18 protein-coding genes and 1 pseudogene are annotated in these 15648 nt (G+C 41.1%); 16 read left to right on the forward strand and 3 right to left on the reverse strand.

The window, feature by feature from the left end; translation table 11 throughout:
* Positions 1-51 precede the first annotated feature (51 nt).
* A complete protein-coding gene (locus tag dnm_RS31380; RefSeq protein WP_276571824.1) occupies positions 52-312 on the reverse strand; it encodes a tyrosine-type recombinase/integrase in 261 nt (86 codons plus the stop codon).
* 1 nt (position 313) lies between these two features.
* The gene (locus dnm_RS22660) at positions 314-1012 is read right to left on the reverse strand and encodes a phage integrase N-terminal SAM-like domain-containing protein (RefSeq protein WP_207679166.1); all 699 of its coding nucleotides are present in this window, start codon (positions 1010-1012) and stop codon (positions 314-316) included.
* 128 nt (positions 1013-1140) lie between these two features.
* Between dnm_RS22660 and dnm_RS22665 the strand changes: the two genes are divergently transcribed.
* The 13 genes and pseudogenes from dnm_RS22665 to dnm_RS22725 all read left to right on the forward strand — a co-directional run bounded on the left by dnm_RS22665 (position 1141) and on the right by dnm_RS22725 (position 9688).
* Positions 1141-1494 carry a hypothetical protein gene (locus tag dnm_RS22665; protein ID WP_207679167.1) on the forward strand — a complete coding sequence of 118 codons (354 nt, stop codon included), beginning with the start codon at positions 1141-1143 and terminating at the stop codon, positions 1492-1494.
* A gap of 590 nt (positions 1495-2084) precedes the next feature.
* The gene (locus tag dnm_RS22670) at positions 2085-2579 is read left to right on the forward strand and encodes a hypothetical protein (RefSeq protein ID WP_207679168.1); all 495 of its coding nucleotides are present in this window, start codon (positions 2085-2087) and stop codon (positions 2577-2579) included.
* Positions 2580-3185: 606 nt separating this feature from the next.
* Positions 3186-3722 carry a hypothetical protein gene (locus dnm_RS31810; RefSeq protein ID WP_207679169.1) on the forward strand — a complete coding sequence of 179 codons (537 nt, stop codon included), beginning with the start codon at positions 3186-3188 and terminating at the stop codon, positions 3720-3722.
* An 84-nt stretch (positions 3723-3806) separates the two neighbouring features.
* Positions 3807-4049 (forward strand): DUF4160 domain-containing protein, encoded by a 243-nt coding sequence (locus dnm_RS31700; protein WP_207683739.1) that lies wholly within the window; start codon positions 3807-3809, stop codon positions 4047-4049.
* Positions 4049-4318, forward strand: a complete 270-nt coding sequence (locus dnm_RS22685) for a DUF2442 domain-containing protein (RefSeq protein ID WP_207679170.1) — start codon at positions 4049-4051, stop codon at positions 4316-4318. Before dnm_RS31700 ends, dnm_RS22685 begins: the two co-directional genes overlap by 1 nt.
* 105 nt (positions 4319-4423) lie before the next feature.
* Entirely contained in the window at positions 4424-4645 is a 222-nt protein-coding gene (locus tag dnm_RS22690; protein WP_207679171.1) for a hypothetical protein, read from the forward strand.
* A complete protein-coding gene (locus dnm_RS22695) occupies positions 4635-4994 on the forward strand; it encodes a type II toxin-antitoxin system RelE/ParE family toxin (protein WP_207679172.1) in 360 nt (119 codons plus the stop codon). The genes dnm_RS22690 and dnm_RS22695 overlap by 11 nt, the downstream gene beginning before the upstream one ends.
* A 155-nt stretch (positions 4995-5149) precedes the next feature.
* On the forward strand, positions 5150-5542 hold the full coding sequence (locus dnm_RS22700) for a hypothetical protein (protein WP_207679173.1): 393 nt from the start codon (positions 5150-5152) through the stop codon (positions 5540-5542).
* A 105-nt stretch (positions 5543-5647) separates the two neighbouring features.
* A complete protein-coding gene (locus dnm_RS22705; RefSeq protein ID WP_207679174.1) occupies positions 5648-6655 on the forward strand; it encodes a PDDEXK nuclease domain-containing protein in 1008 nt (335 codons plus the stop codon).
* A gap of 215 nt (positions 6656-6870) precedes the next feature.
* Positions 6871-7428 (forward strand): annotated as a pseudogene (locus dnm_RS22710) (type II restriction-modification system restriction endonuclease); the annotation flags it as partial.
* 11 nt (positions 7429-7439) lie between these two features.
* On the forward strand, positions 7440-8936 hold the full coding sequence (locus dnm_RS22715) for a class I SAM-dependent methyltransferase (RefSeq protein ID WP_207679176.1): 1497 nt from the start codon (positions 7440-7442) through the stop codon (positions 8934-8936).
* A gap of 115 nt (positions 8937-9051) precedes the next feature.
* Positions 9052-9354, forward strand: a complete 303-nt coding sequence (locus dnm_RS22720) for a nucleotidyltransferase family protein (protein ID WP_207679177.1) — start codon at positions 9052-9054, stop codon at positions 9352-9354.
* Positions 9347-9688 carry a HepT-like ribonuclease domain-containing protein gene (locus dnm_RS22725; protein WP_207679178.1) on the forward strand — a complete coding sequence of 114 codons (342 nt, stop codon included), beginning with the start codon at positions 9347-9349 and terminating at the stop codon, positions 9686-9688. The genes dnm_RS22720 and dnm_RS22725 overlap by 8 nt, the downstream gene beginning before the upstream one ends.
* Positions 9689-10630: 942 nt before the next feature.
* Here dnm_RS22725 and dnm_RS22730 read toward each other — a convergent pair.
* Positions 10631-12157: a transposase family protein gene (locus dnm_RS22730; RefSeq protein WP_207678904.1), complete on the reverse strand. Its 1527-nt coding sequence runs from the start codon at positions 12155-12157 to the stop codon at positions 10631-10633.
* Positions 12158-12687: 530 nt separating this feature from the next.
* On the opposite strand from dnm_RS22730, the gene dnm_RS22735 reads away from it, so the two are divergent.
* From dnm_RS22735 to dnm_RS22745, 3 genes are all read left to right on the forward strand, one after another.
* Positions 12688-13083: an NINE protein gene (locus dnm_RS22735; protein WP_207679179.1), complete on the forward strand. Its 396-nt coding sequence runs from the start codon at positions 12688-12690 to the stop codon at positions 13081-13083.
* Positions 13084-13093: 10 nt separating this feature from the next.
* Entirely contained in the window at positions 13094-13447 is a 354-nt protein-coding gene (gene divK / locus dnm_RS22740; RefSeq protein WP_207679180.1) for a DVU0259 family response regulator domain-containing protein, read from the forward strand.
* A gap of 149 nt (positions 13448-13596) precedes the next feature.
* Complete coding sequence (locus dnm_RS22745) at positions 13597-15630, forward strand: SpoIIE family protein phosphatase (RefSeq protein ID WP_207679181.1); 2034 nt, start codon at positions 13597-13599, stop codon at positions 15628-15630.
* The last annotated feature ends 18 nt before the right edge of the window (positions 15631-15648 follow it).

The following is a 15648-nucleotide window of genomic DNA, read 5'->3' on the forward strand; positions in this document are numbered from 1 at the left end:
GTCCGAAACGTTCGCCCATGGTAAACCAGGAAATTATTAATTTTGGTCAGGTCATTCCTGCAATGCATCCAGCGGGCTTTTCACCCCCAGTCCGCCTTTGTTCATAACATGCAGATATATCATCGTTGTTGAAACATCATTATGTCCTAACAGATCCTGAACCGTCCTGATATCATAGCCGGATTCCAGCAGATGGGTGGCAAAGCTGTGTCGGAAGGTATGAGGGCTTACTTTTTTTCGGATACCCGCCTTTTTTGAGGCTGTTTTTACCGCTTTTCGGAGTCCGCTCTCATCAATATGGTGCCGCCGCATTTTATCGCTGCGAGGATCCTTTGCGATACGGTCCGAGGGGAAAATATACTTCCATATCAGTTCGTTTCCCGCATTGGGATATTTTTTTCCAGTGCAAAAGGCAGGTAAACTTCGCCCACTCCGTTCCGAATATCCTGGATATGAATTTTTCGACTTTTTTCAATTGGTTATGCAACAGAGGTTTTAACTGATCCGGAAGCATTGTGGTGCGGTCCTTCATTCCTTTCCCGTCACGCACCATTAAGTGATTCTGTCCGAAATCAATGTCTTTGACACGCAGGCGGACACATTCTTTTATCCTCAGCCCGCATCCGTAAAGCAGCTTTGCCATCAGCAGGTGTTTCCCTTTCATTGATGACAGAACAGCGGATACTTCCTCCCTGCTCATCACCTCAGGCAGATTTTTCGGTTTTTTTGATCTTTCAATGTGACCGAAGTTTCCCAGTTCGATTTTAAGGACATTTTTGTAAAGAAAGACAAGAGCATTGAGGGCCTGGTTCTGTGTGCCTGCCGCGACATTCCGGTCTCTTGCCAGGTGGGTGAGAAATTGCGCTATCTCGGATTCTCCCATTTCCCCGGGGTGACGTTTTCCATGATAAATTATATACCGTTTTATCCAGTCAGTATACGCGTTTTCAGTGTGGACTGAGTAATGTTTTTTCCGCATGACATCGCGTATGTGGTTAAGCAGTTCGCTCATAGTCAGCCGTTTTTTCTTGCATTATTTTGAAATGTATCCTATATGGATTTCAGGATAACTTTTTCTGTGATAAATTGCAATAAAAAAAACTGACAGATTATCCATACAGATAACTTTTTTAATTAATTATGAATATACGCAGAAACCTGAAACCGGGTCAGAAGGGCACAAAAAAACTGGCCGAGATATACGGAGACAGTCTTGTATGTGTCCGGTACCGGTATGATGAAAAAAGAAAAAAGCGGCTTAAAACGGTTGAAATTATTATTGATGAGGCAGACTGGGAGCCGCAGAAAAAAAAATCTGTGACAGACACGCTGATCGTCGGGATCAGGACAGAACTTAAGGAAACAAAGCTTCGGAGCAAGGTGAGAAATGCGGGCGGAAAATGGGACCGGACCAGGAAATTATGGGTGATTTCCTACACAAAAGCCGCGGGTCCGGGACTTGAAGACCGGATTGCGGAAGTAATTGTTTCCTGATGATAATTAAATCTGATCGTAACGGAGTCAGAAGAGATGAAACATTCTGAATTTATTGAATTATAAAACGAAAAATCTGTCCGTTCCGGGGTTCCGGGAATCAGAAATTCGGGATATCTGTCTCTTTGAAAAGTGCCGTTTTCCGGGAATGCCCGTCCGGATTCCTGTAAAAACGGAAAGTTGCGGGCGGCCTTCCGAAATCAGAGCCTCCCCCGGATCCGTTATAATCAGAATTAAAATGACGCGGAAACCGTAAAAGTTTCCACATTCAGAAACTTTGTATGGTCGGAGAAGAAAAACAAAGAAGTGTCTATATATAGAAACTCTGAAGATTTCCACATTTGGAAACAAGTTTCCATATATGGAAACTTGTTTCTATATACAGACACCTTAAAGTTTCTAAATATAGACACTTTGTATGGTCAGGGCAGGAAAAAGGGAAAGGTTTCCAGATACAGACAGCCCGAAAGTTTCTATATTCAGAAACTTGTTTCCATATATGGAAACCTGGTTTCTATATATGGAAACCTCGTTTTCCTGATAATCCAAGGTTATGCCCCTGTGTTTTGTGGAGATAGTGGTAAAATTTTATGGCTTGGAAAATTGTGAAAACAAGAATCGGAAGAGCTGGCGGATTAAAACAAAGAAAAAATCGTCAGCGGGAATGGGATCAGAAATACGGAGAAGGCAATTGGGCAATCGGATATGTCATCAATGAAAAATTCATTTTTCAGGAACAGGCATTGGATACGATTTACTATCGCAGTTATGAGGAACATTTTCGGACTCACCCTGATGATCTTAAAGAATTGATCTGTTTAGCAAAGAAACTGAGAAATCCTCATGCGGAGGCAACAACCGGAGTTGATCTGCAAGTTCCTGCTATCATGAAATATCTTGATGAAAATAATTTGGAGCTTCAGGGGAATGAGATGATTGATATAGGCTCTTGGAAAGGACAAGCTTCTCATCCAATCAGTATCCGCCTGAGCCCGTTACATATCAAGGTAGTCGGTGATGAGAAAATGACACTTGAAAAATTTTGGCAAAGTAAAAAATGTCTGGCAATATGGAAGGAAGACTGATAAAAAGATGGGCATAACCCGTCGTTTGAGCGGACGGAAAAAGCCCCGCCGCTCAACTCTGTGTTATTTTTCAGAGAACACTGTGAGAGCCTGACAGGCGCGGGGCGGAGGGGTTTTCAGAAAACCGGGAAGGTGAGAACGCCGAAGACTGACAGTTTTTTTATGAAATCAGAAAAACGAAAGTGTGAAAACCGAAGGCTGAGAGGTCTTTCATAAGATCATGAGACCGGAAGTGTCGGAAACCGGAGGCTGAGGGGCTTTCATGAAATCAGAGAAATGAAAATCTGAGACACCGAGGGCTGTGAGGTCTTTCATAAGATCATAAAACCGGAAGTGTCGGAAACCGGAGGCTGAGGGGCTTTCATGAAATCAGAAAAACGAAAGTGTGAAAACCGAAAGCTGAGAGGGCTTTCATAAGATCATAAAACCGGAAGTGTCAGAAACCGGAGGCTGAGGGGCTTTCATAAGATCAGAGAACTGAAAGCGTGAATCACCGCAGACTGAGAGGGCTTTCAGATATGAAAAATAACACGCGATGAAGCGGACGGAAAAAGCCCCGCCGCTTATCTCAGCGTTAGCTGGCTTACTTAATCAAAAGGAGCAAAAATGAGAGCAAAATTTACAGTGATAGCAATTCTTCTCTCAATAGTGTTGCTTATTACGATGAATACCGGAGTGGCAAACGCTGCAAGTGTGCGTTATAAATCGCATGTGGCTGAAAAGGGTTGGCTGGAATGGGTCAGAGATGGTCAGGTCGCAGGAACAACTGGTGAAAGCAGACAAATGGAAGCTGTCAGAATAGAAGTCAGCGGATTGCCTGCGGGAACTGTAATAAAATACAGAACTCATTCAGCCAACAAAGGCTGGTTGCCGTGGGTGTCAGGCGGTGAAATTTCAGGAACAACAGGTGAGGCAAGGCGTATTGAGGCAATTCAGATTAAGCTTTTAAATTCCCCTGACTGGAATGTAAAATATAAGGATGGTTGCCCTGGGCGGCTAACGGAGAAATTGCAGGAACAACCGGAGAAAGCAGACAGATCGAGGCAATCAGAATTATACTGGAGTGAAAAAATAATAATCCCGAACAGCCAGCTAACTTTTAAAATAAGAGGATTATATATGCCTAAATTGGTAGTGTTCTAAAACTGGACTTAAACTTTTTAACCCATTGAATCAATTTGGCAAATATCGGGGCAAGTCCAGTTTTAGAACACCACCCATGAGCCCATACACGTTCACGGTGAATATCAGGGGAAAGAGAGCAAGGCGGAACTGCACATTGAAGACGGCAAAGTTTCAGAAATTAAAATCTTAAAAGTGAAAGGCCGCAGACCTCTTGATTCGGCAGAACTTAAAAATTTTGAAATATTTGTGAGTCAGAGAGCAGATGAGATTGTTCAGAAATGGATAGATTATTTTGTTCTGCATAAAAAGGTGAAATTTGAAAAAGTAACCAGAAAGGTAAGATAATGAATAATCAGACTCTTTCAGATAGCATTGTTATCAATGTGACCGAAGCCGAATATGTTTCGCCGTACAAAATCCGACTGTGGTTCAGTGACGGAGCTGAACAGACTGTGAATTTCGAGCCGTTTTTAAAAAAGTCACATCATCCTGAAATAAAGAAATATCTCAATCAGAATCTGTTTAAAAATTTTTCCATTGCACACGGTCGGCTGGACTGGAACGATTATGATTTGTGTTTTTCCATGCAGGACTTGTATGAAGGAACAGTATAAATAAAACAGCCAGCTAACCCATCGCTGCACCGGACGCGAAAAGCGTGCGCCGGTGAGCTTTCACGTTAGCCTGCTTATCAAGTGCCACAAATAAAGGAAAAAGTGATGAACACCTATCATGCAAACTGCACAAATCAGCTTATTCAGGAAATAAAGGCAACACCCGGCGAGTATCTCCCGGCTTTGCTGAACATCGTGCGGGTTTTCCGTGAGAGCATAACGCTGAAACCGGCGGAAGGCAGCTTCCGACAGGGCTGGGAGGAAGCCATGAGCGGTGAGACAATGCCGGTTGACGAACTGTGGGCGGGTATCGGAAATGACGAATGAGAAGATTTTTCCCGATGTGGAATTCACTCCCGAATTCAAACGCAATCTGCGTTCGCTGGCAAAGAGATATCGTCATATCCGCTCGGATGTTCAGCCGGTGATAGAGCAGATTCGGAAGGGCGATTTTGTCGGAGATCAGATACCGAAAACAGGCGATCATACTATTTTCAAAGTGCGGGTGAGGAACAAAGATATTCGCAAGGGAAAAAGTGCCGGCTATCGTATCATATATTATGTGAAGACTGAGAGAAAAGTGATACTGATAACGATCTATTCAAAAACCGAACAATCGGATATCACTCCGAATCAGATACGGCAGATATTGAAAAATTATGAAAGCGGTGAATGACAATACTAAAAAACACATTGGAATCTCAGAAAAGCAGGCTAACCCGGCGTTGCAGCGGACGGGCGGGGCGCATCGGCAATGAAGCGCATCGCCGAACCCCGCCCGCCGCTGAACTCTGCGTTAGATTTTTCTTGATTCAGCTAGAAAGGAGATAGATGATGAAGGTGTGCATTTTTGTAGTCAAGGCTCTTCTGATTGCGGCTTTGGCAGTTGGCATTTCGATCAATGCTTTTGCAGACTGTTCTGACATTTTTGGAACTGGAAAATTTCGATTTATGTACGGATCATATGATCAACAGGTGTTCGGTTCGGTCTCTCAGTGCGGCGAAAATAGCTGTTTTGAGGGTGTTGTTGACTTTGGCAGTCATGGTCGTCAGCGCCTGAACATCACATACGACGGCAGTACATGGTGGGCGGACTGGTATGATACAAGCAATGGTTCTTTATGGCTTATGGGCACCTGTCAGGGAAGCACCGCTCAAGGTAAAGGGGGTTATAAAGGCGGATCCGGAAACACCCAAATTTATAGCGTGACGATCAAACATTAATTAACTCATTTCGGGGTGAGGGTTTTCGGAGTTTCAGTGGAACCCTCGCCGCCGGTTTATACGAATTTTAAAAAAGTGTGACAGTGTCACACAAATTGGGAAGCTATGAAAGACATAAGCAAAGACGCTGAATACAAACAGCTTGTTGAAAATATTGGCAGCGCCTATCAGTCCGCCAAAACCAGAATAGTTTCCGCTGTAAACACAGAGATGCTTCACGCCTATTGGCAGATTGGGAAATACATAATTGAATTTGAGCAGGGCGGAAAAATAAAAGCCGAATACGGGAAACGCCTTTTGGAAAAACTGTCAAAAGACCTCAGATTAAGGTATGGCAAAGGTTTCAGCAGAAGCAATCTGAATTACATGAGACTGCTGTACGACAAATATCCGGCATATGAGAAATTGTCAGACAGACTGAGCTGGTCGCATTACTATGAGCTGCTGAAGGTTGAAGATGATCTGGCGAGGGAATTCTATGAAAAACAGGCAATAATTGAGAACTGGACGATCAGAGAACTGAGGCGGCAGAAGAAAACAGGTCTGTTTCACCGGCTTGCAGTCGGAAAAGATAAGGAAAAAATACTGGAACTGTCGAAACAGGGGCAAATCATAGAATCGGAAAACGATTTTCTCAAAGACCCTCATGTTTTTGAATTTCTGAATTTTCCGGAGAATTATCAATACAATGAAAATGACATAGAGAAAGCTGTGATAAACAATCTTCAGCAGTTTTTGCTGGAACTTGGAAAAGGTTTCGCATTTGTCGGCAGACAGCAGCGCATCACACTGAACAACAGGCATTACTTCATAGATTTGGTGTTTTATCATGTGAAACTGAAATGCTATGTGCTGATAGATTTGAAAATCGGTGAGGTGGAGCATGAGCATATCGGACAGATGAAACTTTACCTGGGATACTACATGAAGGAAGTGAATGAGGAAACAGACAACGAACCCATCGGACTGATTCTATCCGAGGAGAAGGATGATATCATGGTTGAATATGCGATGCTGAATGACAAATCCAAGCTGGTTGTTTCAAAGTATCAGCTTTATCTGCCTGATATTGAACAGTTGAAAAACAAGGTGAAAGAAATAATAGAAAAATAGATGAAGAAGATCGGGAAAATTTACTAAAAATCTAACCCAGCGCTGCACCGGACGCAAAAAAGCCTGCGCCGGTGAGCTTGGTCGTTATAGTGCTATTACACTTATGAAAGGAAATATATTTGAAACAAAAACTTAACATTGAACTTTTGTGTCAGGAAGCAAAGAAATTTTCAGAAATAGAATCAGATTATAAAGAACCATGACTTTTCGGTGTAACTGACGGAAAAGCAGTTGGGACATATTTGGAACATAAATTTCAAGCTTATCTGCATGAGAACTATTCATATGTTGAGGGCAGCTCAGCAAAAGGAATTGATTTTCCAGAGCTGCTTGTCGATATGAAAGTTACAAGCATAAGACAACCTCAGTCATCCTGCCCTTTCAAATCAGCAAGACAAAAGATATTCGGCTTGGGATATTCCCTGCTGGTGTTTGTATATGATAAAACTGACGACGAAAAATCTCATACTGGACAACTTAATATTGTCCATACAATCTTTGTAAATTCAGAAAGGACAGCAGATTTTCAAACCACATCCGGCATAGTAAAAATCATTGAAAATGAAGGAAATAAAGACGATCTTCTTGCATTCTTTTCAGAAAGAATGCTCCCGGTTGATGAGATCGAAGCCAACCGTATAGCTGATGAATTACTGAAAGAGATTCCTGAAATAGGTTATCTCACTATATCAAACGCATTACAATGGCGACTGCAATATCGCAGGGTTATTGAAAAAGCTGATGAAGTTTCAGGAATTATAAGAGTAAGATAGGCTAAGGATCTATGGCTAAAAATTTGAAAACAACAGAGTTTGGTGCTTTTCAGACACCTCTAAATTTAGCTGAACAAATAACTCAGCTGGTATTCAAGCAATATCCATATATAAAATCATTAGTAGAGCCGACCTGCGGTATTGGTAATTTTATCAGAGCATCATTAAAACTGAATGATAATGTAAAATCCATATATGGCTGGGAAATCAACCATGAATATATAAAGTCTGCCAAAAGCATTAGCTGCAATAAATGTATAGATATAAGTATTGAGCAGAAAGATTTTTTTTCAGTTGACTGGTCATTATTGCCTGAACATTTAAAAGAATCTGTACTTTTCATAGGTAATCCTCCGTGGGTTACCAACTCGGAATTAGGCCGGATCGGCAGTAAGAATTTGCCGCATAAGACAAACTTTCAAAATTATGGCGGTTTTGAAGCAATCACAGGAAAAAGTAATTTTGATATATCCGAATGGATGCTGATTAAAATAGCTGAATATATTTCCGGAAAAAAAGCCGCATTATCTTTTCTTGTTAAAACGTCTGTTGCGAGAAAGATATTCCTTCACATATGCAAACACAGATTGCTGATTAAAAATATAAATATTTATAACATTGATGCCAAAAAGCATTTTGATGTTAGTGTTGATGCCTGCCTGTTATGCTCAGAGGGTTGTTTCAAGCCCCCAAAAGAATACATATCTTCAATATATGATTCCTTATCAGATAAATCTCCTACAAAAATTATGGGCTATACAAACGGAAAACTTATTGCGGATATTAATACATATAATTTACTTAAAGATGTTGATTCTCAATCTGAGATACCCTGGAGGTCAGGTATAAAACATGATTGTTCCAAAGTAATGGAATTTAATCTCAAAGACGGCAAACTGTTCAACGGATTTCAAGAACAGATTGATATTCCGGGAGATTATTTATACCCTATGTATAAAAGTTCACACGTTGCAAATGATAAGTTAAAAAAACCTGTAAAGTATATGTTAGTTACACAGAAAAAAATCGGTATTGAGACAGATTCAATTAAAATTCTTTCTCCAAAAACCTGGACATATCTGCAATCGCATAAGGAGAAGCTGGATTCACGAAAAAGTTCTATTTATAAAAATGCTCCGAAATTTTCAATATTCGGAGTTGGTGATTACAGCTTTCATCCCTGGAAAATTGTTATTTCAGGTTTGTATAAAAATATAAAATTTAAATTGATAGGCCCTTTTCAGAAAAAACCGATTGTTTTAGATGATACATGCTATATGATGAGTTTTAAATCTAAAAAAAAAGCTGAATTTGTTTACAGGTTGCTGTCTTCAAAAATAGCAGGCGAGTTTATTGATTCCATTGTCTTCAAGGATAGCAAAAGACCGATTACGGTTGCCTTGTTAAACAGAATAAATCTTAAACACTTGGCAAAACACTTGGGATTGATAGAAAAATATAATTTATTATTTGAAAATAATAAACATAAACAGCTTAATTTATTCTAAAAGCACTATAACCCGGCGCTGAACTCGGACGCAAAAGGGTTCCGGTCGCTATCGCTCCCTCCACCCTTTTGCGCCGGTTAGCTTAGCGTTAGCCGCCTTATGGAAAGAGTTGATAATGCTGACTAAAGAAAAAATTACAGAGAAATTGAGAGAGAAATATCCTTATCTTGTTTCCGAATACGGGATTAAGAGAATAGGTCTGTTCGGATCCTATTCAAAAGGAGAGCAGACTGAGGACAGCGATGTGGATATCATAGCGGAATTTGAAAGACCCATAGGACTCAGATTTGTCGAATTTGCGGAATATCTTGAGGAACTTCTGGGCAAAAAAACCGATATTCTGACTCCCGAGGGCGTAAGAGGAATAATTGTGAAAAGAATTGCTAAAGACATTGAAAAGAGTGTGAGCTATGTCTGAAAAAACTGACAGGGATTTTCTGGAACACATAAGGGAAGCCGCTGAAAGAGCGTCCTCATATACGGAAAAAATGAACTCTGAGGAGTTTCTCAGAGACACGAAGACTCAGGATGCCGTCATCCGCAACATCGAAATCATAGGCGAAGCCACAAAAAACCTGTCCGATGATCTGAGAGACAGACATCCGGAAATTCCGTGGAAAGGTCTGGCCGGGATGAGAGACAGGCTTATACATCAGTATTTCGGTGTCAACCTTGATGTTGTGTGGAGTGTGGCAAAAGATGAACTGCCTGAAATTTTGTTGCATATAAAGAAAATGAAAGAAACTGAATAAATACAAATGACAAAAACGGCGGCTAACCTGTCGTTTGAGCAGACGGAAAAAGCCCCGCCGCTTATCTCTGCGTTGGGTGCTTGTAAGATCAGTAGTGAACATTGAGGGAAAATGAAAAGATCACTTGTTGCTAAAAATTTGTTAATCACATTTTTGATAATTATAACACTTTGCCTGTCTTCAACCAGTCAGGCCAAAAGTGGGGTGATGAAAATGTTTCCAAGGCTCTGAAAAAGCTGATCCCGTTTTTGTTCCCCTCATTTTTTAACTGCCTGATTTTTAAGTCATAAAAAATTTGCGGAATAAAAATGGGATCGCAATTGTCAGCCCGGTTTGTGACATTTTCATCACCCCACTGTCGAACTCTCACAGAAGCTCCTCAGCCAATCCGAACGGGATCAGCGCAAGTGCAATTGTGCTCGTTGATGTAGTGTCGAACTCTCACAGAAGCTCCTCAGCCAATCCGAACAGACAGACAGGGCGGACGGGAAAGAAACCCGGCTTTTTCCGGCGGGGGGACCGGGGAATGAGGCTATACCCTGCATGGCCTGCACCGACATCAATGGAAACATATGATTTAAATTTGTTAAAAGCCACGAGAAATGAAGATTCTGTGTCATTTGACGCGTATATGAAAAATAAACGCTCATGAAAAAGCCGGTTTTTTCGCCCCCGGTCATGAAAATATTTTCAGATAAAAATCCGAGTTTTCAAAATGTATTGGACTTTGGACAAAATATCAACCCAAAATCAGTGCTGAAGCATGAGTTTTTATTCAGCAGTTATTTGGGAGCAAAAAACAATAAAATTTGCTCGTGATAATAAATTCATATACTGAATTACTTTCAGAGATTTTTAATGATGACTATACAGCAAAAAAATGTTATATATGCACACACCTCTCCCTCAGATGTCACGTCTTTATATATTTTCGATGCAGGACTAAGCCAGACGAAGCTGAAAGTTTTTGTTCAGTCGCCTGAACACTGTTTCCTCATCCGGCCACGGGCCGGAAACTGTTTCACGAATAAATCTGATAAAACCTTTCAGGCCATGATTTTTAACTGTTTTTATAAGGCATTCGGAATACTGGGCAAGAATGGTGAACAGATGACCGGTTTTCATCAGATAATGATATCCTTTCATGGCACTCCAGTTGTAAGAAAAACAGTGTTCATAATTATACCCGTGACGTTTTTCAACAAGTATGCCGGTTTCAATACCCCATCGGTGACGTGCTCCCATATTACAGCGTTCGTGAACATTGCCGTAGTTAAGCGGTTCGCTGGAAATCCAGGCATGACGGGAGGTCATGATCTCAGTCTCCGCATTTTTATTAACCTTTTCCCATGTCTCCTCACATACGACAACATGGATCACAATTTTGCGCCTGTATTTCTCTCCGTACCGGTATTCCAGTCCGTTCACCCATTCAAAATGCTGTTTACGATTCCCCCATTTCCTGTTTGCCCTGTTGCCTTTCTCAAGTCCTCTGAGCGAGTTGAATTCCTCCCACACACTGCGCAGACAATTGTCTTTCAGGACAATCATGAACTGCCATTTGTTCTCTGCGCACAACTCCGCCACAGGGCCGTTGGCATAAAGACCGTCAAGCAGCAATATTACCGGAAGACGGGGAAATTTCTTTTTCAGACGCCTCATCAGTCTGTGAAAAGCCTTCAGCTCACAGTCCTGTTTGTTGTTATCCGTATCTCCTTCCGGATAACTCAGAAATTCACTCATAAGGGGAATTGTCATTCCGTTATGAAATGCAAGGCAGGCTTCCAGCACATAGACATAATACTGCCTCCGCTCACTTTTCCCGATCTTGCGTTCCAGACATTCCTCACTCCATATCTCACTTCTTACAAACTTCTGTGTCCCGTCAACAGCCACAGGATAACAATTGCCGATCAGATAACGACGGAACTTTTTATTCCTGACAAACCGGCGGACCAGTTCAATATAAGCTTCTTCAATCTCGGCAACTTCAATTGCGGAAAGAAGACGCATCAGTGTGTCATTATGCGGCAGATCAGCAAGTTCAGGAAAATACAGCCGAAGATTTTCCATAAACATCGGACGGGTCATCTCCCGATTTGCCTCACGCCGGGAACTCATCTGGAATACAAAGGTAAGTATTCCGTAAATCAGAATGACCGTCATCTTATGTTTGCACTTTTTCGGATTTCTCGGGTCCTGAATCTTCCTCAGGCGTTTCAGAAGGACCGGAAGATGAGCTTTTATAATTTTCATTTGCTCTGTAAGCGCCTCTTCACGTTCCGCTTTTTCTTCCGCCACTGTCTTACAGGCACATTTGCAGTTCGGAAGGGAGTCCCGGGATGCAGGTTTCAGACCTTCTGTTTTCTGATGCTCGCGCAGTTGCTTTTCAACCTTTTTTTTCTCCGCTCTCTGATTTGTCAGTTCAGCGGTGTCAGGACGGCCGGATGCTGTCTGTTTTTCAGGCATGATTTTTCCTTTCTGATGCAATATAAATATCTGATGCAATATACATGCCAATATAATACAAAAAATAAATTTTGTCTTCCCCAAAAAACAGCGCGACAAAAAAAATTAAGGTTTTAATTAAAGCTTTGTGTATCAACGAATTAAATTTCATGCTTCAGAACTGACCCAAAATGAAAATGTTATATATCATACTGAGTTAATAACATAAAACATTAACTATTTAAAATAATTATAAAATATTATTTATCATTCTATAATATTGATATTTTTGTTAATTATTTATTTGGGAGTTTGAGCAACTGCTGATTTTCCCAAACTCCCGAATAAATATATTTCAATAAAATCAGATCATTATAGCTAAATACAGAAAAATAGCTATAACCGTTTGATATTATTTACATTTAATGACAATTAAAAATAATGTAATTATTTTAGACAATTGTTTTAAAGCAAATTTGTTTGTCCAAAGTCCAAAAAATGTATTTTCACGGTAAAAATTAATCCAGCCTGCAAAAGAAAGGAACAGAAAAATGGAAAAAGGAAATTCTCACAGCAAAACAATTGGTTATATTTTGTGGATTTTTGGTTTTCTGGGGGCGCACAGATTTTATTATGGAAAACCCATTTCAGGGACAATTTATTTTTTCACATTAGGATTGTTGTTTATTGGCTGGATTATTGACCTGTTTCTGATTCCTTCCATGGATCGTGAGGCTGATCTGAGATTCAGAGAGGGAGAAGCTGACTATGACATCGCCTGGATTCTGCTGACATTCCTCGGGGTTTTCGGAATTCACAGATTTTATATCGGCAAATGGTTCACAGGTGCTGTATATTTTCTGACGGGCGGCATCTTTCTTGTTGGCGTTATTTATGATTTTTGGACGTTAAATGATCAAATCCACATTATCAACAGTTCAAATTAGGAGGTGTATCATGGCAAAAAAAATTCTGGTCATTGATGATGACCCTGTGACAGTTAAATACCTCGAAACTGTCTTTAATGATAACGGATATGAAACCTGCTCCGCGGCCGATGGCGTGGAAGCCTTTGAAGTCACGAAAAAAGAGAGACCGGACCTGATAACACTTGACCTTGAAATGCCTGAGGAATGGGGCACGAGGTTTTATCGTAAACTTTCCAAAGACAAAGCGTTTAAAGATATACCCGTCATTGTTATCAGCGGAATGGCCTCACGCCATCTTTCCATTAAAAATGCAGTGGCTTATCTTAGCAAACCCTTTGACCGGGATAAACTTTTAGGCATTATCAGAGGCGCTATTGGTTAAAATTTGCTATTCTGCCAAAATCAGAATACAACATTATCATATTTCTTCATGATTCTGACCCATCATTCGGTAAATCCGAGGTTGATAAGGAACAATGGAAAAAATATTCACGCTTTTTTTCTCACGCTGTTGTTTTTAGTTATCATATTATGAGTCTGCGAACCAAACTGCTTGTTCTTTCCATTGTTCTTGCTCTGATTCCCCTTGGCATTGCAGGAAAAACCATGATCCGAATCACCCGGGATGAGCTGAAAAGTGTGACCAATGACAATCTGATATCAGTTGCAAAACAGGTGACAGAGGAGATTGAAAATTTTTACGCATACACCTGGATGACCCCGCTTCAGCTCATAAAAAAAGTCGTGGAAAACAAAGAACTGGGTGCCAAAGAAAAATTTTCTCTGCTGACCAAAGAAATGCAAAGCACTGCCGATTTTGTAGCAATCCAAATTTCCATTGAAGGCGAATCTTCTCCTTTTCTTCTCACCCAGGATAAATTTTCAGATCAGTTGAGAAACGCATCTCTTGATCCCGCACAAATTTTGGAACTGAGACCTGACCGGATCACACTGTTGCGAAAACAGAAGACTCTTTTTGTCGGAGACCTGAATTATCTTACCCCGTTAAATACCTGGCTACTCACAGTGATTCTTCTTCTGGATGAGAACGCATTCAGCCGCCCGGCCACGCTTTCAGCACGCATAAACCTTGGCCGCCTTCTGAATCGCATAAAAAATAACTCATTTACGAGGATAGGTTCCATAACCCTGATAGATTCCGAGGGGCGTATTCTCCTGGGTCAGGGAAATTCCGACACAGTTCCTCCGTACAAGCTCCTTGAAACTGTAAAGAATCTGTTATCCTCCGGCATCCGAACCATGGGAACCGAACTCAGTATTCTGCCTTCGGGTGAGCGAAGACTCGGGGCATACGCTTTCCCAAACGGCCCCGGGCTGGGTGTCATCGTGGAAATGAACGAAAGCCACGCATATTTAGGGCTTACAAAAATGGTGCGGAACTTTGTCACATGGCTCATTTTTGGTTTTTTTATTGCGATTATCGGGGGGATTGTTGTTTCCATATCTCTGACCAGACCGCTGCGGAAGCTGACCCAGGCTGTACGCAAGCTTTCAGAAGGAAATTTCTCAGCCTTTTCTGATATCCAAATCCGATCCCGCGACGAAGTGGGCACCCTTGCCAGGGCATTTATTGAAATGAATAATAATTTGGAAAAATTATATAAACATCAGGAGGAATATAACAAAACCCTTGAACAGAGAGTCGGGGAAAGGACAAAAGAACTTAATGAAACCCTTGAAAGAGCTGAACAAGCTAATGAAAAAATTATGGAGAGCATTCGGTATGCCAAAATGATTCAGATATCTTTGCTGGGCAATCTGGACAGGATGAAAGCATGTCTGCCTGACAGTTTCTTTATCTGGAAGCCCAGGGATATTGTGGGGGGAGATATAATCTTTACAGAGTCCTTTGAAGACAGTTTTATTGTCGCTGTCATTGACTGCACCGGACATGGGGTTCCCGGTGCCTTTATGACTATGATTGCTTCTTCCGGTTTAAAAAGAATTATCAGTGATGAAAGATGTCATAAACCCGGTGATATCCTGAAACGACTTAATTTTATTGTCAAAACATCTCTTCAGCAGGACACGGATTACGCGCTCTCTGATGATGGCCTGGACGCTGCCATATGTTTTGTTCAGTTATCAGTAACCAATGAACAATTAACGAAGAAAGCGCAACAAAATGCGGATGAGTGTTTACGAATAACGGACCGCTGTTCCCTGATGGCTGAACAGTGTTCACTGACTTTCGCAGGCGCGAGGCTGCCATTGCTTTATATTCATAAACGCGAAATAAATTTCATTAAAGGCGACCGGCAGAGCATTGGTTACAAACGATCTGATTTAAATTTCAGTTATACCAACCATACCGTTCATATTGAAAAAGGGATGTCTTTTTATATGTATAGCGACGGTTTTACAGATCAGAAAGGCGGAACAAAGGACCGCCGGTTCGGGAGCGGGCGTTTTAAAGAGCTGATAAGGGAAAACGCGCACCTGCCTTTTGAAATCCAGAAGGATGCGCTTCTCGATGTTTTCGAGAACTACAGAGGGGAAAATGAAAGACAGGATGATGTGACGGTCGTGGGATTTGGTTTTTAAATTATCATCTGTCAGCTT

The organism is Desulfonema magnum (assembly GCF_017377395.1).
Lineage (GTDB): Bacteria > Desulfobacterota > Desulfobacteria > Desulfobacterales > 4be13 > Desulfonema_C > Desulfonema_C magnum.